The organism is Streptomyces sp. NPDC030021 (genome assembly GCF_055574035.1).
In genome coordinates, this window is the sequence record NZ_JBVIAH010000008.1 from 351575 (window position 1) to 369658 (window position 18084).

The following is an 18084-nucleotide window of genomic DNA, read 5'->3' on the forward strand; positions in this document are numbered from 1 at the left end:
CCCAACACCCGCCCACCACTACGCACACGCCCCGCCCCCTCGGTCCCTTGGGTGGCGAATACCCACGGGGGCGGGAGGCGACGCGGGGCGGGCGGGCCCCCGCCCCCGACTCATTCCCCGTACAGCCCCGCGATCTCCCGCGCGTAGCGTTCCGCCACCACGCCCCGGCGGAGTTTCAGGGACGGCGTCAGGGTGCCCGACTGGGGGGTGAAGTCCTCCGGGAGGATGTGGAAGGCGCGGATGCGGGACGGGCGGGAGACCGTGGTGTTGGCCTCCGTGACCGCCGCCTCGACGAGGGCGTGGACCGCCGGGTGCGTGGTGGGGGTGGGCCCAAGGTCGAGGTTCTCGCGTGCCGCCCAGGCCGTGATCTCCTCCGCGTCCAGGGTGATCAGGGCGACCGCGTACGGCCGGCGGTCTCCGATCAGGACCGCGCGGGAGACGTAGCGGGAGCGCTGGACGGCGAATTCGACCTCCGTCGGGGTGATGTTCTTGCCGGCGGAGGTGATGATCAGCTCCTTCTTGCGGCCGGTGATGCGGAGGTAACCGTCCGCGTCCAGTTCGCCCAGGTCACCGGTGTGGAGCCAGCCCTCGGGGTCCAGCGCCTCGGCGGTCGCGGCCTCGTTCGCGTGGTAGCCCGGGAACACCATCGCCCCGCGCGCCAGCACCTCCCCGTCCTCCGCGATCCGCACCTCGCAGCCCGCGATCGGGCGGCCCACCGTCCCGTGGCGCACCGCCGCCGGGTGGTTGATGGAGATGACGCCGCCCGACTCCGTCATCCCGTACCCCTCGTACACGGAGATCCCGCAGGCCCGCAGGAAGTCCAGCGTCGCCGGTGCGATCGGGGCGCCGCCGGTGAGGGCCCACCGGAGCCGGCCGCCGAAGGCGGCCCGGACCGGGGAGTACAGCGACTTCTCGGCCGCCTCGTGTTCCTCCCGGAGTTCCTCCGGCAGCCGTCCGTCCGCCGCCAGCACGCCGACCCGTACCGCCGCCTCGAAGCGTTCCCGGCCGCCCTCCTGCGACTCCGCGAGCGAGAGCACCACCGAGTGAAGCTTCTCGAACAGCCTTGGCACGGACGGCAGATGGGTCGGGGCGACCTCGGCCAGCTCCGCGAGCACGTTCTCGATCCGGCCGCCGAAGTAGCACAGTTCTCCGCCCTCGGTGAGGGTCGTGTACTGGATCAGCTGGGCCAGCATGTGCGCGAGCGGGAGGTACAGGTACGTCGAGTCGCCCGGGCCGCCCTTGATCAGCGGGAGGGTGGCGTCCTGGATCGCGCCCAGGTTCCCGTGGGTGAGGCGGCAGCCCTTCGGCGGGCCGGTCGTGCCCGAGGTGTAGACGATCGACGCGTCCGCTCCGGGGGTCACGGCCGCGGCCCGCGCCAGCAGTTCGGCCTCCGCCGCCGCGCCGGGCAGGGCCGGCAGTTCGTCCATCAGCACCACCGCCCGCAGCGCGGGCAGTTTCGGCCGCAGCTCCTCGACGCGGGCCGCCTGCCGCCCGTCGTCGCAGACCACGGCCACCGCCTCCGAGTCCGCCAGGACCCAGGCGAGCTCCTCCTCCCCCGCCGTCGGGTACACCGGTACGAGGACCGCGCCCGCCGCAAGCAGCCCGAGATGCGTGTACGTCCACCGGGGCCGGGTCTCCGCCAGTACGGCGACCCGCTCTCCGGCGGCGACGCCCAGGCCGAGCAGAGCGCAGCCCACGGCCCTTACCTCCGCGCCGAGTTCCGCGTACGTGCGGCTCCGCCATCCGCCCTCCGGTGACCTGAACCGCAGGGCGGGTTCCGGCCCGTACCGCTCCTCGGTCCACTGGGTGAACACCGCCAGCGTGCTCGGCCGACCGTCCATCGCATGCCCTCCCGCGCGTTGGTGACCTCCGACCCCTCCGACGCTAGGCAGCCGGACCGCCGCCGCGGCATGACCGGAGGCGTCACCCCCGCTGACCCGAGCGCTCATCCGGGGTCCATCCGGAGCCCATCCGGGCTACCGTCGGATCCATGGCGAGGCGGACGGTCACCGTGCACCACGTACGTGCCCTGCTGGCTGGGGCCCGCCGCAGCGGCATCGACACCGTGCCGTTGCTGCAGGAGGCGCAGATCCCGCCGCTGCTGCTGGGCGACGACCGGGCGCGCATCACGCCCGCCCAGTTCGCCCGGCTCTTCCGGGCGCTGTACCGGACCACGCAGGACGAGTTCCTCGCCCTGAGCCAGGTCGCGAGCCGCCCCGGCACCTTCGCGATGATGTGTCACGCCTCGCTCGGCTGCCACGATCTGGGCGCGGCCATGGAGCGCGCCGCCGCCTTCTACGGGCTCTTCCCCGGCGGTCCGGAGCTGGCGCTCGAAGTCGTGGGCGCGGAGGCCCGGTTCACCGTCCGCAACGACTTCGCCCGGGACGAGGACCGGTTCCTCACCGAGTGCGTGCTCGCGATCTGGCACCGGCTGAGCAGCTGGCTGGTGGGGCGGCGCATCCCGCTCGCGCACGCCGCCTTCCGCTATCCCCCGCCGCCGCACCGGGAGGAGTACGAGATGCTCTTCGGCTGTCCGGTGCACTTCGGGCAGGACCGTACGGGCGCGGCCTTCGACGCGCGCTGGCTGACCGCTCCGCTCGTACGGGACGAGGGCGCGCTCGACGCGATGCTCCGCCGCGCCCCCTTCGACCTGCTGTCCCGTCCGGAGTACGGGACCACGGTCGCGGAGCAGGTACGCCGCACCCTGACGCAGCGGCTGCGCACGTCACCGCGGCTGCCCGCGCTCGGCGAGGTGGCGGCGGGCCTCGCGGTGTCCCCGGCGACGCTGCGGCGCCGGCTCCAGCAGGAGGGGACGTCCTTCCAGCAGCTGAAGGACCATGTGCGGCGGGACGCGGCGATCGCGGGCCTGGCGGAGAGCGGTGAGCCGATCGCGGAGCTCGCGGCGCGGCTGGGATTCTCGGAGGACACGGCCTTCCACCGCGCCTTCCGCCGCTGGACGGGTACGACGCCGGGGGCCTACCGGATCGCGTCGGGCTCGGCCGATGCCTGCTAGCCGGTTCGGCGAGCAGACCGGGCGCAGCGCCGGCCTCCTCGCCGAGCGGTCAGCGCTGCGCGGTGTGCGCGACGAAGCCGGACCAGGCCGCGTCGCTGACCGCGAGCTGCGGACCGGGGACGTTCTTCGAGTCCCGGACGTGGACCGTGCCGGGGGTGGCCGCCACCTCCACGCAGTCGTTGATGTCACTGCTGCTGCTGTAGCTGCTCTTGAACCAGTCCAGCTCGGACGCGTGCATCATGTCTCTCCCAGCAAGTTCTCGATGAAGAGCCGAGACTCCCGTGGCGTCAGGGCCTGGGATCGGATCATCCCATACCGCAATTCCAGTATCTGGAGCTGTTTCGGGTCGGTGACCGGCCGCCCGAAGAACGCACCCTCGGACCGACCCACCGCCGTACCGTCCGCGAACTTCAGCAGCTCGATGCCGCCCGTCATCCCCGCATGGAACTCGCAGCTCGTGGGCATCACCTGCACCGCCACGTGCCGCAACTGCATCAGATCCAACATCTGTTCGAGCTGCTGACGCCAGACCATTGTGCCTCCGATGCGGCGCCTGAGGGGAGCCTCTTCCTGGACGACGCTGATGGTCGGGGCCGGCTCGCGGCCGAAGACCGACCGGCGTGCCGCGCGGGCCGCGACGCCGCGCTCGACCTCGTCCTGCGTGTAGGCGGGCTGCTGCATCTCGAACAGGGCGCGCGCGTGACCGTCGGTCTGGAGCAGGCCGTGGATGTTGTGGGTGTGATAACCGCAGATCTCGATGGCCTTGGCTTCCAACTTCGCCAGGGCCCGGACCCTCTTGGGGTACCTGACGCCCAGCAGGTCCTCACGCATCGCCCGGATCAGCCCTCCGGCACCCAGCGCCTCGTCCACCTGGTCCAGGTACTCGACCTGGGGGATCCGTTTCCCGGACTCGACCTTGTAGACCAGGTCCTCGCTGTATCCGATCCGGCCGGCCAGTTCCGTGACCCGTAGTCCCAGGGCCTCACGCCGCGCCCGCATCTGGCGCCCGAGCGCCGCCACCACCGCCGCGCCCTGTTCGTCCTCGGGGTCCACGGCCCAGCCGTGTTCCTCCACACCCTCACCGTCCATCCGCTCCACCTCCTCGACGCGCCTACCCGGCCCATTGGTCGAGACAGTCCGGACAGGCCTGGACAAGCCCTGGACAAAACCTCTACGGACAGGGCCATCCACTTCACAGAGGTAGCACGTACGGACACGCTCGGTGATGTGAATCCTCTCCTCCACTACTCGGTCCAGCTGTCCGCCACCCCCCGCGCCGCCCGGCTCGCCCGGTTGCTCGCCGTCGAGCAACTCCGCTCCTGGGGCCTGCCCTTCGAGGACACCGCGCAGGTCGTCGCCGAGCTGTGCGTGAACGCCGTCACGCACGGCCGGGTGCCCGGCCGGGACTTCCACCTCGCACTCAGCGTCACCGAGCAGGGCCAGGTGCGGGTCGAGGTGTCCGACACCCGCGCCGACCGGATCCCCGGGGAGCCGGGCCACGGCCTGGCCATCGTCAACGCCCTCGCGGAGAAGTGGGGATGCGACACCGGAGCCGCACCGCTCAAATCCGTCTGGGCCGAGCTCTCGCCCTTCATGCCGCCGCCCGTGGTGGCCGGGTGTGTGAGGCCGGGTCAGGAAAGCTGAGCTGCACGGTCAGCGACCTTCCTACCGGTCGGTCACTACCTTCGCCTCACCTACCCCCGCACGGAACGATCCCCCTGGGAGAGCCGCCCATGCGTTTCCGAAGCACCCCCCTCGCCGCCCTGACCGCCCTGGCCGCACTCGCCGCCTCCGCCGCGATCCCCGCGGCCGGCGCGAGCGCCGCGGCCGCCGCCGACGCCACCGCCACCGCCGCCGCCCCGGGCGATGTGGTCAGCAGCGTCCCCTCCGCCTTCCACCCGCTGCCCGGCCAGCCCACCGGCACCAAGGCCTGGAAGATCCACTACCGCTCGACCGCCGCCGACGGGGCCCCGACCATCGTCTCGGGCACGGTCATCGTCCCGCAGGACGGCCGCACCGGGCCGCGCCCGCTGATCACGTACGCCGTCGGCACGGTCGGGATGGGCGACTCGTGTGCGCCGAGCAACAACCTCCCCCACGGCACCGCCATGGAGGCCAACCTCATCCAGCAGCTCACCCTGCGCGGCTGGGCCGTGGTGGTCACCGACTACGAGGGCCTCGGCACCCCGGGCGTCCACACCTACACCGTCGGCCCCTCCGCCGGGCACGCCGTCCTCGACGCGGCGCGCGCCGCCCAGCGGCTGCCCGGGGCGGGGCTGTCGGCCACCGGCCCGGTCGGCATCATGGGCTATTCCCAGGGCGGCCAGGCCAGCAGCTGGGCCGCCGAGCTGCAGGGCTCGTACGCCCCTGAGCTCCAGGTCAAGGGGACGGCGACCGGCGGTGTACCCGGAGACCTGCTGAAGGTGGCCGAGTTCAACAACGGCTCCTACGGGTCCGGGCTCATCTTCATGGCGGCCGCCGGGCAGGACGCGGCCTTCCCGGAGCTGGACCTGGACTCCTACCTCAACCCGGCGGGCAAGGCCCTGGTCGCCGGGATGAAGGAGAACTGCGTGGCGATCGACTCCATCGCCGGCTCTTTCAAGCGGATCTCCGACCTCACGACGCGCGACCCGCTCGCCCAGCCGGACTGGCAGGCCGCGCTGAACCGCAGCCGGCTCGGGGGGACGGCCCCGGCCGCGCCGGTGTACCAGTACCACGCGCTCGCCGACGAGTTGATCCCGTACGGGGTGGGGCGCCGGCTGCGCTCCGACTGGTGCGCGCGGGGCGCGAACGTCGAGTTCGACACCGTGTGGGTCGGTGAGCACGTCAGCGGCGTGATCACGCACTCCCCGGCGGCGGGGAACTGGCTGGCGGACCGCTTCGCGGGGCGTCCGACGCACGCCAACTGCTGAGATGGCGGGCCGGGTTGCCTCCGGGGCCGGTCCGTCCGGTCCAGACGGCACTTCTGTCCCGGCCCGTTCACTCTCCGGCGGGGCAGGACCTGGTCCCGGACGGCAGCCGCCCGTACAGGAGGAAGTCGTCGACGTACTGCCCTACGCAGCGCGAGCTCCCGTAGCCGGTGTGCCCCTCGCCCTTGTGGTCCACGATCACCGCCGAGCCCAGCCTCTCGGCCGTCTCCTCCGTCCACTCGTACGGCGTCGCCGGGTCGCCGCGGGTGCCGACCAGCAGCATCGGCGGTGCCTCCGGGTGGTCGATCTTCCGGATGAAGTCGGTACCGGGGGGCCGCCCGTAGCAGGTGAGCACGGACAACAGCTGCGCCACCCCGAACACCTTGGAGACCTGGAGGAACTCCGCCGCCAGTTCGTCGATCTCCTTCTCCAGCGCGGCCGGGGTGGCCTTGTCGAGCGACCGGTCCGGATCGTCGGCGCAGGTCACGGCGGCGAGGGCGGCGGCAAGGTTGTCGGCGGGCACCGGATCGGATCCGTCGGCCTGCGCCGGGTCCGGCGGGTCGGTCGGCTCCGGCGGGTCCGTCGGCTCGGGCGACTCCGTCAGGCCGACCAGGGCCAGCAGCCCGGCCGGATCGTGCTTGCGCTCGGCCTGCGCCAGCGCCTTGGCGAGCGCGGGCCACGTGCTCTGTGAGTACAGGGCCTGCCCGATCGCGAGGGTGGCGACCAGGCCGCTCACCGGTATGCCGTCGTGGCCGACCAGCGGCTCCGTGTCGAGCCGCTCCACCAGGGCGGCCACCTTCTCCTTGGCGGTACGGGTGTTCGTCCCGTAGACGCAGCCGGGCTGGTGGGCGCACCAGGTCAGGAAGTTGTCCAGGGCCTGCTGCTGGCCGCAGGCCGATACGAGCGCCTGCTCGGTCAGTGATTCGGTGAGGGTGTCGACGCCGTCCAGGACCATGCGGCCGGTGGTCCGCGGGAACAGGGCGGCGTACACGGCGCCGAGCCGGCTCCCGTAGGAGAAGCCGAGGAAGTTGAGCTTCTCGTCCCCGAGGACGCGGCGCATCACGTCCATGTCGCGGGCGACGTCGACGGTTCCCATGTGCCCGAGGACCGGGCCGGAGTTGACCTCGCAGCGCTTGACCTCGTCCCGCAGGGTGGCCAGCGCCGCGGCCATGCCGGCGTTCGGGTCTCCTTCGGCCTGCTGGGCGCCGCCGCAGGAGACCGGGTCGCTGTGGCCCACGCCGCGGGGGTCGAAGCCGATCAGGTCGTAGCGTTCGCCGAGGTCGGCGAAGAGTTTGGGATCGGCGGCGAGGCCGGCCACGCCGGAGGCGCCGGGGCCGCCGAAGTTGATCAGGAGCGAGCCGATGCGCCGGTCCGGGTCGGTGGCCGGGATCCGGCCCAGGGCCACCTTGACCGTGCCCTTGCCCGGGGCCGCGTAGTCGAGCGGGACCTCCACGACGGCGCACCGCATCTCGGCGGGGACGGGCTTCTCGGGGCAGTCGCCCCAGCGGACGTGCTGGGCGCGGAACCGCGCCAGGGGGTCGTCGCCCCCGGTGGGCGCAGGGGTTGGCGTGGGCGCAGAGGTGGGCGTGGGCGCCGGCGCGGGCGCCGGGGCCGCCCCCAGCGAGGCCAGGAGCATCGCTCCGGCGGCCACGCCCGCGGCTGTGGCCCTACGGACTCGGGAACGGTGCACTGCGCCCTCCTCGGGCGGCCCCCCGGACCCATCTGCCCACCATAGACCGGCTCCGTGGTCCCCGCCGCCCGGCGCGGGCGGGGGCACTGCGGCCCGCCGCTCAGGCCTCCCGCGGCCCCCGGTACAGCTCCTGGATCCGGTCCGCGTAGTCCCGGGCGATCGCGCCCCGCCTGAGCTTCAGCGACGGGGTCAGGTGGCCGCGCGCCTCGGTGAAATCGCCCGGCAGGACGGCGAAGCGGCGGATCGACTCGGCGCGTGAGACCAACTGGTTCGCCTCGTCCACCGCCCGCTGGAGGTCCGCCCGCAGTTCCTCGTCCCGCACCAGCTCGCGCATCGGCACGTTCTGCTTCTTGTGCATCTGGCGCCAGTGCTGCAGCCCGTCGGGTTCCAGGGTGATCAGGGCGGTGATGTAGGGCCGGTTGTCGCCGATCACCATGCACTGGCCGACCAGCGGATGGGCCCGCAGCCAGTCCTCCAGCGGCGCCGGGGCCACGTTCTTGCCGCCGGAGGTGATGATCAGGTCCTTCTTGCGGCCGGTGATGGTGAGGTACCCGTCGGCGTCGAGCTCGCCGATGTCGCCGGTGGCCAGCCAGCTCCCGTACGGGGCCGCGTGCGCGGCGTTCCAGTAGCCGGCGAAGACGTGGCGGCCGCCCAGCAGCACCTCCCCGTCGTCCGCGATCCGTACGGCCGTGCCCGGCAGCGGCCAGCCGACCGTGCCGAGGCGGGGCAGCAGCGGCGGGGTCACGGTGCTCGCGCCGGTGGTCTCCGTCAGCCCGTAGCCCTCGAATACCTCGATGCCGGCGCCGGTGTAGAAGGCGGCGAGCCGCCGGCCCAGCGGTGAACCGCCGCTCAGGACGTAGCGGACGCGGCCGCCGAGCGCGGCCCGGATGCGCCGGTAGACGAGCGGGTCGTAGACGGACCGGGCGAGGCGCAGCACGAGCCCGGGGTTCCTGGCCTCGGCGGTCTCGGCGAAGCGCTGCGCGATGCGGGCGGCCCGGTCGAAGGAGGAGGCCCGGCCCATCTTCTCGGCGGTGGCCCGGGCGGTGTTGTAGACCTTCTCCAGTACGTAGGGGATGGCCAGGAGGAAGGTGGGCCGGAAGCCGGCGAGGTCGGCGAGGAGGTCCTCGGTACGGATGCTGGGCGCGTGCCCGAGCTTGACGCGGGCCCGCATGCAGCCGACGGCGACCATCCGCCCGAAGACGTGGCTGAGCGGCAGGAACAGCAGGGTGGAGGCGGGGTCCTTGCTGACGGACTTGAAGACGGGGTGCAGCAGCTCCACCGCATTGTCCACCTGGGCGAAGAAGTTGGCGTGGGTGATCACGCATCCCTTGGGCTGCCCGGTGGTGCCGGAGGTGTAGATGAGGGTGGCGACGGAGTCCGGGGTACGGGCGGCCCGCCGGTTGTGGACCACGGCGTCCGGGATGCGTTCCCCGGCCTTGACCAGCCGGGCCACCGCGCCGGTGTCGAATTCCCACAGGTGGGTCAGCCAGGGCAGGTTGCCGCGTTCGGCGCTGATGAGCCGGGCTTGCACGGTGTCCTCGACGGCGCAGGCCACTGCCCCGGAGTCCTGGATGATCCAGCGCGCCTGGAGGGCGGAGGAGGTCGGGTAGATCGGTACGGTGACCAGGCCTGCGGCCCAGCCCGCGAAGTCGAGCAGGGTCCACTCGTAGGTCGTACGGGCCATGATGGCGAGCCGGTCGCCCTCCCGGAGCCCTTCGGCGATCAGGCCCTTGGCCACGGCGAGCACTTCGGCCGCGAACTGGGCGGCCGAGACGTCGTGCCAGACGCCGTCCTGGTCCTTGCGGGCGAGCACCGCCTCCCCGGGGGCCTCCCAGGCGTTGACGAAGGGGAGGTCCCCGAGGGATCCGCGGTCCGGAGGGCCCGCCAGCGCGGGCACCCGTACCTCGCGGACCACTCCGTCGATCACGGTCTTGACGGGTTCGACCGGTTCTACGGCCCGGACCGGCCTCAGCTCGGCTCCCACGGCGCACTCCTTGGCTCGGCACGAGTGTTACCGCCGGTAATTTAGGTAGCGGTAACCCACTCCGACCAGCCCTTGGAGCCGTTCTTCACGGACGCTCCACGCCACCGCCACCGCCATTGCCACCGCCCCACACCCCGGACACGGCGGTGGCCCGTACGTAGTCGGCGAAGTCACGGGGTTCCCGGCCGAGCACCCGCTGCACACCGTCGGCGAGGGTGGCGAAGCGGCCCTCGGCGATCCAGCCGTAGAGCAGGTTCAGCAGGCCGACGAACTCCTCCGGCACGCCCTGCCCCATGGCATAGGCGGCGAACTCGTCCGCCGGGAGCGGACGGTAGGTGATCACCCGGCCGGTGGCCCGGGCGATCTCGTCGACCACGGAGTCCAGGCTCAGCAGCCGCGGGCCGGACAGCTCGTAGGCCTGCCCGCCGTGCCCCTCCTGGGTGAGGGCGGCCACGGCGACCTCGCCGAGGAGGCCGGGGTCTCGCGGGCGACGTTCGCGCGCCGCTTCGGCGAGCTGGTCGGCAGGCCGCCGATGGCCTACCTGACCGACTGGCGCCTGGCCCTGGCGGCCGACCTGCCGGTGCGCACCGAGGACACGGTGGAGTCGATCGCCCACCAGGTCGGCTACCGCAGCGCGTTCGGCCTGAGCGCGGCCTTCCAGCGCGTCCACGGAACCCGCCCCGGCCGGCACCGCGCGACGGCCGCCGCCCGACGGGCCGGTCCGGAGGGCGGGATGACGGGATGAGGGGAGGGGCGGGCGGCCCCTGGGCTGTCGGCGGCGGGAGGTAGCGTAGGGGCGGCGTAAAGACCACGGGCAGGCATGTGTCGGTGCGTTGCGACTGCCGGACCGTTTGATGCGTCTCACCCTTTGAGCAAGGAGCTCCACACGCATGTCCATACCACCGCAGCCTCCGTCGTCCCCCGGCCCGTACGGACAGCCCGGACCGTACGGACAGCCGGGCCAGCCCGGTCCCCCGCCGTACGGCGCCGGACCGCAGGGCTGGTACCCGCCGCAGCAGCAGAAGACCAACACGCTGGCCATCGTCGGGTTCGTCATGTCGATCGTGTGCGGGATCCCGCTGGTCCCGATCATCCTCGGCATCATCGCCCTCTCCCAGATCAAGTCCCGCGGTGAGAAGGGCAAGGGCTTCGCCATCGCGGCGATCGTCATCCACAGCCTGGTCATCGTGTTCTACGGGACCTTCGTGATCCTCGGCCTCACCGGAGCACTGGACGACGTCGGCCCGAAGCGCGACACCACCGGCCAGGTCACCGGCCCGGTCTCCGGCGGCCCGGCCACCACCGGCCCGGCCGCCACCGGCCCGGCTTCCAGCGGCCTGACCGAGATCCGCAAGGGCGACTGCTTCAACACGAAGGACGATCTGGCCCAGTACGGCGACAAGGACGGCACCCAGGCCGCCCGCTCGGTGAGCATCGTGCCCTGCACCCAGCCGCACAAGGGCGAGGCGTACGCGGTCTTCAACCTGGACGCCGGAACGTACCCGGGCGCGGAGAAGGTCACCAAGAGCGCCGAGGAGAAGTGCAGCGGCACCGCGCTCACCTCGTACGTGGGCAACAACCCCAAGGTCTCGGAGAAGCTGGAGATCTACTACTACTACCCGCAGGCCGCCAGCTGGCTCCTCGGCGACCGCGGAGTCACCTGCTTCGTGGGCGACCCCAGCGGCCCGACCACCGGCTCGGTCCGCGGCGCCGGCTCCTGACGACCACGGTCGATCGGGAAACGTACGCCGGCTGAGGAAGCCGGCGGGGCCGGACCCGCTCACGCCGCCGCGCTCTCCTCCGGCGGGCAGCCCCGGCAGCGGCCGGGGTGGGGGGCGCGGAAGGCGCGGTCGCAGCCGCTGCAGTTCTGCAGCGGGTCCGGCCGTCTGGCGTCCCGGACCACCGGAGCCGCCGGGGCCGGGGGCAGGTGCGGTGGGAGCAGCGCGGTGAGCCGGTACGCGAGTACGGACGCGGGGCGCCGCATCCGCTCCGGGAGGTCCGCGGACAGGGTCCGCGCGACCGCCTCGGGGGTGACCCCGCGCTCCAGCCAGGCCGATACGTCCGGCGCGAGCTGCCGTACGTCGCGCTCGGAGAGCAGGAGTCTCGGGTCGTAGCGCCTCAGCCCGGCGAGCAGTTCGACCGCACCGGGGCGCACGGGCCGGGCAGGCGCCGGGGCGACGGCCTCCGGCCCGGGCGCCGGCTCAGGTGCGGGCCCGGATGCGGGCCCGGATGCGGGCCCGGATGCGGGCTCGGGCGTCGGCTCCGGTGCGGGTTCCCGGGCCGGAGGCGGGGGCGGGGGCGGCTCTGCCGAGGTGGCCCCCGGCTTGTTGTACGAGTACGTCCGGGTCACCACCCGCCCGTTCGCCAGCTGGTCGGACCGCCGCTCCAGGTAGCCGTGCCGCTCCAGCTCCCGCAGGGCGGAGCCGATCCGGATCTCCCCCTCCGGGAACCGTGCGGCCAGCGCCTTGATGCCGACCGGTGTCCCCTCCGGCAGTGACTGGATGTGCGCCGCGATCCCGATCGCCGTCGCCGACAGCTCCCGGTGCTGGAGGAGGTGGTTGCCGACCACCGTGTAGTGACTCGTGTGCCGCACGTTGACGTGGATGACACCGGATCGGGGGGTCGCGGAGGGAACGGCGGACGGGACGCGCGAGGGCGCGCTAGGGTTCTCAGGAGCCATGGGGAAGCGCTTACTTCCTACGATGGTCAGGCCCTCGGCCGGGATTCGCCGTCCCGTCGGGGGCCGTCTCGTATCTGCGGTTGTCGGAGCGAGCATATGCCCGGCAACCCGTATGAAATCCAGTCCAGTTGGCGCGATTCACCCGACCGAGGGACGCGGCCCCGGCCGCCGGGGTGGGGTGGGGTCGGTTGGTACTTTCCCCCCGGTTCTTTGGGTCTTTATGCGTCTAAGCACGCCGGATCGCGGGCCCCCGCGACACGGTCGAGGGGCCTTCTCCCCGACACCGCCCCGGGCCGCGTCGCGGACCCTCGCGACCCGGCCGGAGCAGCCGGAAGTCAGTCGACGGGGCGGAGCACGCGCTCCGAGCGGAGCAGGAGTTGGGCGAGGAAGGCGGCGGCCGCGGTGCAGCCGGCCACCAGGGCCGCGGCGACCGCCGGCGAGCGTTCCGGTGCCGCCTGGACCCAGAAGTAGAGGCGGTACTGGGCCTCACCCGGCAGGGACATCAGACTGGCGATCCACGCGTGGGGGACGAACGGGCCGACCGGGAGGAGCAGCAGCGGGGCGGTCACGAGCCACGGTCCGATGCCCAGCGCCAGGGCTCCGACGGAGTTGCGGAGAAGCGCCGCGGCACACCACCCCAGCGAGAGGTACAGCGTCTGCGTCAGCAGGGCTCCGCCCGTGGCGGTGAGCGCCTCGGCCCAGCCGGCCGATCCGGCGTCGGCCACGCCGAGGGCGGGCGTGCCGGTGTCGAAGGCGGTCGGCGGCCGGGTCGGGGTCGGCCGGAGGACCGCCATCCCCCGCATGACGGTCCACAGGGTCAGGCCGTTCACCAGCTGCACCGCGGCGAGGAACACGACGGCCGCGCAGAGCCTGCGCCCGTAGAGGACGTGGCTCCGGTTCTCGTACAGCCGGAGCACCCCCCATGTTCCGCTCTCGATGAGCTGGGCCCCTCCGATCGTCACGATCACCGTGGCGAGGAGGAGCCCGCCGAACGTGGACGACTGCCAGGCCGCGGCGCGCAGCGCGGACGCGGGTTCGACGAGGGCCCCGACCGTGGGGTGCTGGGCGCCGAACGCCGCACCGCCCCACCATTTCAGGGCGCCTGCGGCTGCGGTGGCCGCGATCAGCAGGACGGCGGTCAGGTACACCGGAGGCACCAGGAGGACCCGGAACTCGCCCTTCCAGACGATTCCCCTCCGATACCGTGGGCGCCTTCCCGCGACGGTCGCGCTCACACCAGGTCCCGTGTCCGGGAGCGGTGGTGCAGGAAGGCGCACAGCAGGGCGATGGCCACGAGCGTCGGCACGGCCCGGAGCAGGGCGGGTGCCGTCGACGGGTCGGTGGACGTCCACAGGTGATCCCACACGCTGTCCACTCCGCCGAATCCGACCAGGTCGGAGAGGGCGCCACCGGGCAGCCACGCGCCCAGTCCGGGGATCCCGGAGGTCTGCAGCACGATCAGCAGCAGCACGATGCCCACGAGAGCGGTACGCAAGGGCAGGCGGATGAGTGCCCCGAGCCCCACGGCGGTGGCCGCGGCGCCCGCCAGGACCGCGGCGCCCGCGAGCAGGACGGTGGCGGTCTCGGCCAGGACCCGGCCGAGCGGACCGGGGGACGGCAGCGGGAACGCGGAGCGGGAGTAGAGCACGCCGACGGTCGCCGTCACGGCCGACGAGGCGGCCACCAGGGTGAGCATCCACATCCAGACCGCGACCGCTTTGGCGGTCAGCAGGCGGCCGAGCCGGGCCTCGTGGAGGAGGCGGGCGACGATGCTCCCCCGGCTCCATTCACCCGCGACGAAGAACGCCGCCACCAGGACGACCAGCACCAGTCCCGGGATGGACGTCGCGAGCTTCGTGGTCCAGGTCAGAGCGGCCACGGGGTGTTGTGCGTTGGCCGCGCGGCGGCCGTCTTCGGTGAAGGACGCCTCGTACCGCCGCAGGGTCTTGAGTTCGTAGGGGACGGTCTTGAGGCAGGTGGACTTCTGCGCGGGAGTGTTCAGGGTCGTCTCGCACCCCTGGGCGACGTCCTCGATGTTGTGGCGGACGTTCGCGAGACTTTCCGACGCGGAACTCTGGCTGCCGAGAGCGCAGTAGAGGGATCCGAGTGCGAAGAGGACGGCGAGCGTCATCGCCAGGGGGTGGCGGCACAGCCGGCGGTATTCCCCGAGGATCAAAGGTCTCACCGGGTACCTCCGCCGCGGTGACCGACCAGTCCGAAGAACCAGTCCTCGAAGGCGTCGGGTCCGCCGGCGGGGTCGTAGCCGAGCTGTTCCAGGGTTCCGGCGGCAACCACGCACCCGTCCGCCACCATGATCACGCGGTGGCAGATGCGCTGGATCTCGTCCAGTTGGTGGCTGGAGACCAGAACGGTGGCGCCGCGGGCCGATTCCTCGGCGATGACGCGACGGACCATGCGCAGGCCCTCCGGGTCGAGGCCGTTGGTGGGTTCGTCGAGGATGAGGAGGTCCGGCTTCTTCATGAGGGCCGAGGCGAGAGCGAGCCGCTGCCTCATTCCCTGGGAGTAGGTCCCGACCCGCTTGTCGGCCGCGTGGGTGAGACCCACGCGTTCGAGCACGGCTCCGGTCCGGCCGCCGTCGGGGCGTCCCGTGCTTTCGAGCAGCATGCGCAGGACCGCGCGGCCCGTGAGCCAGCGGGGGAAGGACGGCGCGTCGAGCGCGGCGCCGATCCGGGCGAGCTGCGCGGGCCGCATCGGCAGCGGCTCGCCGAACAGGCGGATGTCACCGGAGCTGGGCAGCGCGAGCCCGGTGATCAAACGCATGAGTGTGGTCTTGCCGGCTCCGTTGAGGCCCAGGAGACCGACGATCTCGCCGGCCTCCAGACTCAGGCTGACCCCGTCCAGCACGGAGTGCCTTCGGAATCTCTTGGTCACATCGCGACAGGAAAGGACGGTCATCGTGGTGCTTCACCTGCTGTAGCCGTACGCCGCATGCGCGGCGGGCGCCGAAGAAGAATCCCGCCCCATCGGCGACGGGACCGGGTGCCCGGTCGGCGGCACGCCATGCTGCTATGAAGATCATCAAAAGGTCAAGAAACGAGATCGTCGCGCCGTGGGGGCACCCCTCCAGTGCCGCCAACAGGCTTCCGACCCGGGCCGGTTGATCACCGAGGGGCCACTGCGGGCCCGCCCCGACGGTCCGCCGCGGAACCGGACGGCCTCCTACCGCGTCTCCGGTCCATATCGGCTCCGCGAGGTTCCGTAGGCGGAAATCCCCGTATTAGCATGGACATGACCAGCTGATTCTGGCCATGTCCAGTTATCAACTATCCAGGGGATACATGTCGTTCGACGCGGAATGGGCCGAGCACAAGGCCGCCGTCCTCGCACAGCAGTCACCCGTCATGCGTCTCAACCACGCGCCGGCGGACGGCAGCGTGCCCGGGAGCCCCGCCGGAAGCCTGGCGGTCGGCGCCGCCTCCATCAACGGCAACGCCAACCTGCTGATCGAGATCGCCGCCCTCCTCCACGAGGGCCGGCCCGACGGCGACGCCGGCACGATGGCCCGCGCGCCGCGCGCCCACGGCGACGTCTCGGCACAGGTCCTGCGCTTCGCCCAGTTCGCCGACGACCAGTTCAAGGACACGATCGGCCTGTTCGCCGCCCTGGCCACCCGCCTGAAGACGACCGGCACCGACTTCGCGCAGGTGGACGACGGCACCGCCCGCTCCTTCCTCGCGGGCATCCTCGAATCGGGGCAGTACGTGAAGCCGGAGGCCAAGTGAGCGGGCTCAGCCATCGCAAGGACGTCCAGTTCCTGGAGGAGTGCAACCCGGCGCTGGTCGAGCGCAACGCCGCCGAGTTCAAGCGCCTGCGCGATCTCCTCGTGCAGGCCGAGGAGCCCGCCCGGCGCGCCGAGACCGGTACGGAGTGGCACAGCGAGAACAGCCACGCCTACACCTCGCGCCTGTCCGAGGCGCGGCAGCTCGTGCAGCACATCGCCGAGGGGTACGACAAGGCCGCCAGCGCCCTGCACGCCTACGCGGCGGCCCTGACGACCGCCAAGTCCCACTACGCGAACGGCAAGGGCTCCGAGCGCAAGCTCGCCGCCCTGATCGCCACGAAGGGCACCGCGGTCACCCGCACGGCGCAGGAGGCGGAGCCCATGTGCCAGTGGGAGGACATGCGGGCGACGACCGGGTTCCTCGACGGCCTCGCCGAGCTCACGATGGACGTCGACGACATCCGCGACGAGGCCAACCGCCTCCACGACGACGCGGGCGGCAACTTCCAGCTGGCGAAGACCGTCGAGCAGGAGGCGCGCAGCTCTTGCGTCCACGCGCTGAAGCAGGCGTACGAGCTGCTGCCCGATTTCAGGCTGAAGGGCGGTGCGAGCGGGGTCGACCTCTACGCGGCCATGGCCGACATCCGCCGCGAGGCCGCGGAGGCCCGCGCCAACCCCCTGACCCGTCTGCCGGGCAGCGGCCCGAAGAAGGACATGACCGGCCCGGTCGGGCCGGACACCCCGGTCTCCCCGCAGCTGCGCGACATCCGGATGCAGGTCGCCGGGCTGCCGGGCGATGCCGCCGACAACTACTGGATCCCCCTGGTCACCGAAGGCCAGCACGCGGACTGGATCTCCCAGAACAAGGAGATCCTGCGGGCCGCGGCCAAGAACGCGGGTCTGCCGGAGGAACTGGTCGCGGGCGTGGCCTGGCAGGAGATCGGCGGCTACCAGCCCGGACTGCTGGACGACGTGACCGGCACGATCCGCGAACAGGCCGCCGCCCCGTGGGGCCTGAGCCCGGTCACCCCCGAGAACCTGCCGTGGCGGCTCGGCGGAAAGCTGGACGAGACCTCGTACGGGCCGATCGCCATCCAGCTCCGGCGCGGCGCCGAAGTGCTCGGCTACGACCCGGCGAACCTCACCGACCACCAGCGGACCCTGGTGGAGGAGGCGCTCCAGGACCCCAAGCAGAATGCCTTCATAGCGGCCGGCTTCCTGGCCCAGATCAAGGCGGAGAGCGGTCTCGCCGACGTCCCGGCCGATCAGATGACGGAGGCCCAGATGCGGGAGATCGCCGCCCGCTACAACGGAGGTCCCTACTGGGATCTCCCCAAGGCCCAGGGCTACGGTGACCGGTTCGTCGGGAATCTCGCCCAAGCGAAGGACGCAATGCGATGACCTACCCCCGCGAGAGCATCGACCTGCCCCAGGACCAGGGCTGCCTGCGGTGGGTACTGGGCGTTCCGCTCGGGATCATCAACCTGCTGAACGCCGCCGCCGTGTTCGGGGCCCTGTTCGCCGGGCCCCAGGGCGAGTGGGACGACCAGGGCTACGAGAACGTCGGCGCGCTGTGCCTCGTCTCCGTGTCCCTGAGCGTGCTGGGCCTGCTCATCACCGTGATACCGAGCGTGCGCCGGGCCATGGGACCGTGGTGGCTCGCCCCGCCCCTCCTCCTCGGGCTGACCGCGTTCATCCGCGGCGCGACGCTCGGCTGAGGCGCGGATGAGGCCCCCGCGCGAGAACATCGACCTGCCCGAGGACCGCGGCTGCCTGCAGTGGGTCCTCGGGATACCGCTCGCCCTCTCCTACATCCCCGCGGTGTTCACCTGCTACGTCGCCCTGTCGATCGGGCCGGAGCCCCACGACGACCTGCTGCGCGAGGACGTCCGCTTCCTGACCGGCTGCTGCCTGGTGCTGTGCCTCACAGGACTGCTGATCACCATCACCCCGCTGTTCCGGCGGACCATGGGCCGGTGGTGGTTCGCCCTGCCGTTCCTGCTGGCGACGGTCGCCTACGTCCGCGCGCAGACGGTCTGACCGGAGGAAGGCCGCAGGTCCCCCCG

General features: G+C 72.3%; 18 protein-coding genes and 1 pseudogene. 9 read left to right on the forward strand and 10 right to left on the reverse strand.

The genetic code is table 11. From position 1 onward, the window contains the following. Positions 1-110: 110 nt before the first annotated feature. A complete protein-coding gene (locus ACZ4YL_RS18930; protein WP_468117675.1) occupies positions 111-1841 on the reverse strand; it encodes an AMP-dependent synthetase/ligase in 1731 nt (576 codons plus the stop codon). Between the two features lie 149 nt (positions 1842-1990). Between ACZ4YL_RS18930 and ACZ4YL_RS18935 the strand changes: the two genes are divergently transcribed. Then, on the forward strand, positions 1991-3013 hold the full coding sequence (locus tag ACZ4YL_RS18935) for an AraC family transcriptional regulator (protein ID WP_468117677.1): 1023 nt from the start codon (positions 1991-1993) through the stop codon (positions 3011-3013). 49 nt (positions 3014-3062) lie between these two features. Here ACZ4YL_RS18935 and ACZ4YL_RS18940 read toward each other — a convergent pair whose 3' ends face one another. Both ACZ4YL_RS18940 and ACZ4YL_RS18945 read right to left on the reverse strand, forming a co-directional pair. Further along, positions 3063-3254, reverse strand: a complete 192-nt coding sequence (locus ACZ4YL_RS18940; protein WP_468117678.1) for a DUF397 domain-containing protein — start codon at positions 3252-3254, stop codon at positions 3063-3065. After that, positions 3251-4102, reverse strand: a complete 852-nt coding sequence (locus ACZ4YL_RS18945; RefSeq protein WP_468117680.1) for a helix-turn-helix domain-containing protein — start codon at positions 4100-4102, stop codon at positions 3251-3253. The genes ACZ4YL_RS18940 and ACZ4YL_RS18945 overlap by 4 nt, the downstream gene beginning before the upstream one ends. 138 nt (positions 4103-4240) lie before the next feature. Between ACZ4YL_RS18945 and ACZ4YL_RS18950 the strand changes: the two genes are divergently transcribed. Further along, positions 4241-4657 (forward strand): ATP-binding protein, encoded by a 417-nt coding sequence (locus ACZ4YL_RS18950; protein WP_468117681.1) that lies wholly within the window; start codon positions 4241-4243, stop codon positions 4655-4657. A gap of 89 nt (positions 4658-4746) precedes the next feature. After that, entirely contained in the window at positions 4747-5925 is a 1179-nt protein-coding gene (locus ACZ4YL_RS18955) for a lipase family protein (RefSeq protein ID WP_468117682.1), read from the forward strand. Between the two features lie 67 nt (positions 5926-5992). On the opposite strand, the gene ACZ4YL_RS18960 is transcribed toward ACZ4YL_RS18955, so the two are convergent. From ACZ4YL_RS18960 to ACZ4YL_RS18970, 3 genes are all read right to left on the reverse strand, one after another. Beyond that, the gene (locus tag ACZ4YL_RS18960) at positions 5993-7612 is read right to left on the reverse strand and encodes an alpha/beta hydrolase (RefSeq protein WP_468117684.1); all 1620 of its coding nucleotides are present in this window, start codon (positions 7610-7612) and stop codon (positions 5993-5995) included. 100 nt (positions 7613-7712) lie between these two features. After that, positions 7713-9584, reverse strand: a complete 1872-nt coding sequence (locus ACZ4YL_RS18965; RefSeq protein WP_468117748.1) for an AMP-dependent synthetase/ligase — start codon at positions 9582-9584, stop codon at positions 7713-7715. Positions 9585-9681: 97 nt separating this feature from the next. Beyond that, positions 9682-10050 (reverse strand): hypothetical protein, encoded by a 369-nt coding sequence (locus ACZ4YL_RS18970; protein WP_468117686.1) that lies wholly within the window; start codon positions 10048-10050, stop codon positions 9682-9684. A 6-nt stretch (positions 10051-10056) separates the two neighbouring features. On the opposite strand from ACZ4YL_RS18970, the pseudogene ACZ4YL_RS18975 reads away from it, so the two are divergent. Both ACZ4YL_RS18975 and ACZ4YL_RS18980 read left to right on the forward strand, forming a co-directional pair. Continuing rightward, positions 10057-10341, forward strand: a pseudogene (locus tag ACZ4YL_RS18975) (helix-turn-helix transcriptional regulator); the annotation flags it as partial. Positions 10342-10486: 145 nt separating this feature from the next. Beyond that, positions 10487-11317, forward strand: a complete 831-nt coding sequence (locus ACZ4YL_RS18980) for a DUF4190 domain-containing protein (protein WP_468117687.1) — start codon at positions 10487-10489, stop codon at positions 11315-11317. Positions 11318-11376: 59 nt separating this feature from the next. On the opposite strand, the gene ACZ4YL_RS18985 is transcribed toward ACZ4YL_RS18980, so the two are convergent. The 4 genes from ACZ4YL_RS18985 to ACZ4YL_RS19000 form a co-directional block, all read right to left on the reverse strand. Beyond that, positions 11377-12189, reverse strand: a complete 813-nt coding sequence (locus tag ACZ4YL_RS18985; RefSeq protein ID WP_468117689.1) for a helix-turn-helix domain-containing protein — start codon at positions 12187-12189, stop codon at positions 11377-11379. A gap of 422 nt (positions 12190-12611) precedes the next feature. Next, positions 12612-13424 carry a hypothetical protein gene (locus tag ACZ4YL_RS18990; protein ID WP_468117691.1) on the reverse strand — a complete coding sequence of 271 codons (813 nt, stop codon included), beginning with the start codon at positions 13422-13424 and terminating at the stop codon, positions 12612-12614. A gap of 83 nt (positions 13425-13507) precedes the next feature. Continuing rightward, complete coding sequence (locus ACZ4YL_RS18995; RefSeq protein WP_468117693.1) at positions 13508-14461, reverse strand: hypothetical protein; 954 nt, start codon at positions 14459-14461, stop codon at positions 13508-13510. Continuing rightward, the gene (locus tag ACZ4YL_RS19000) at positions 14458-15168 is read right to left on the reverse strand and encodes an ABC transporter ATP-binding protein (RefSeq protein ID WP_468117694.1); all 711 of its coding nucleotides are present in this window, start codon (positions 15166-15168) and stop codon (positions 14458-14460) included. The genes ACZ4YL_RS18995 and ACZ4YL_RS19000 overlap by 4 nt, the downstream gene beginning before the upstream one ends. Positions 15169-15575: 407 nt before the next feature. Here ACZ4YL_RS19000 and ACZ4YL_RS19005 point away from each other — a divergent pair, with 407 nt between their 5' ends. Genes ACZ4YL_RS19005 through ACZ4YL_RS19020 form a run of 4 tightly spaced genes read left to right on the forward strand, consistent with a single transcriptional unit; the run spans position 15576 to position 18058 of the window. Continuing rightward, a complete protein-coding gene (locus ACZ4YL_RS19005) occupies positions 15576-16019 on the forward strand; it encodes a hypothetical protein (RefSeq protein WP_468117695.1) in 444 nt (147 codons plus the stop codon). Next, positions 16016-17419 carry a hypothetical protein gene (locus ACZ4YL_RS19010; protein ID WP_468117697.1) on the forward strand — a complete coding sequence of 468 codons (1404 nt, stop codon included), beginning with the start codon at positions 16016-16018 and terminating at the stop codon, positions 17417-17419. The genes ACZ4YL_RS19005 and ACZ4YL_RS19010 overlap by 4 nt, the downstream gene beginning before the upstream one ends. After that, positions 17416-17736 (forward strand): hypothetical protein, encoded by a 321-nt coding sequence (locus ACZ4YL_RS19015; protein WP_468117699.1) that lies wholly within the window; start codon positions 17416-17418, stop codon positions 17734-17736. The genes ACZ4YL_RS19010 and ACZ4YL_RS19015 overlap by 4 nt, the downstream gene beginning before the upstream one ends. Positions 17737-17743: 7 nt before the next feature. Then, on the forward strand, positions 17744-18058 hold the full coding sequence (locus ACZ4YL_RS19020; protein WP_468117700.1) for a hypothetical protein: 315 nt from the start codon (positions 17744-17746) through the stop codon (positions 18056-18058). Positions 18059-18084 lie beyond the last annotated feature (26 nt).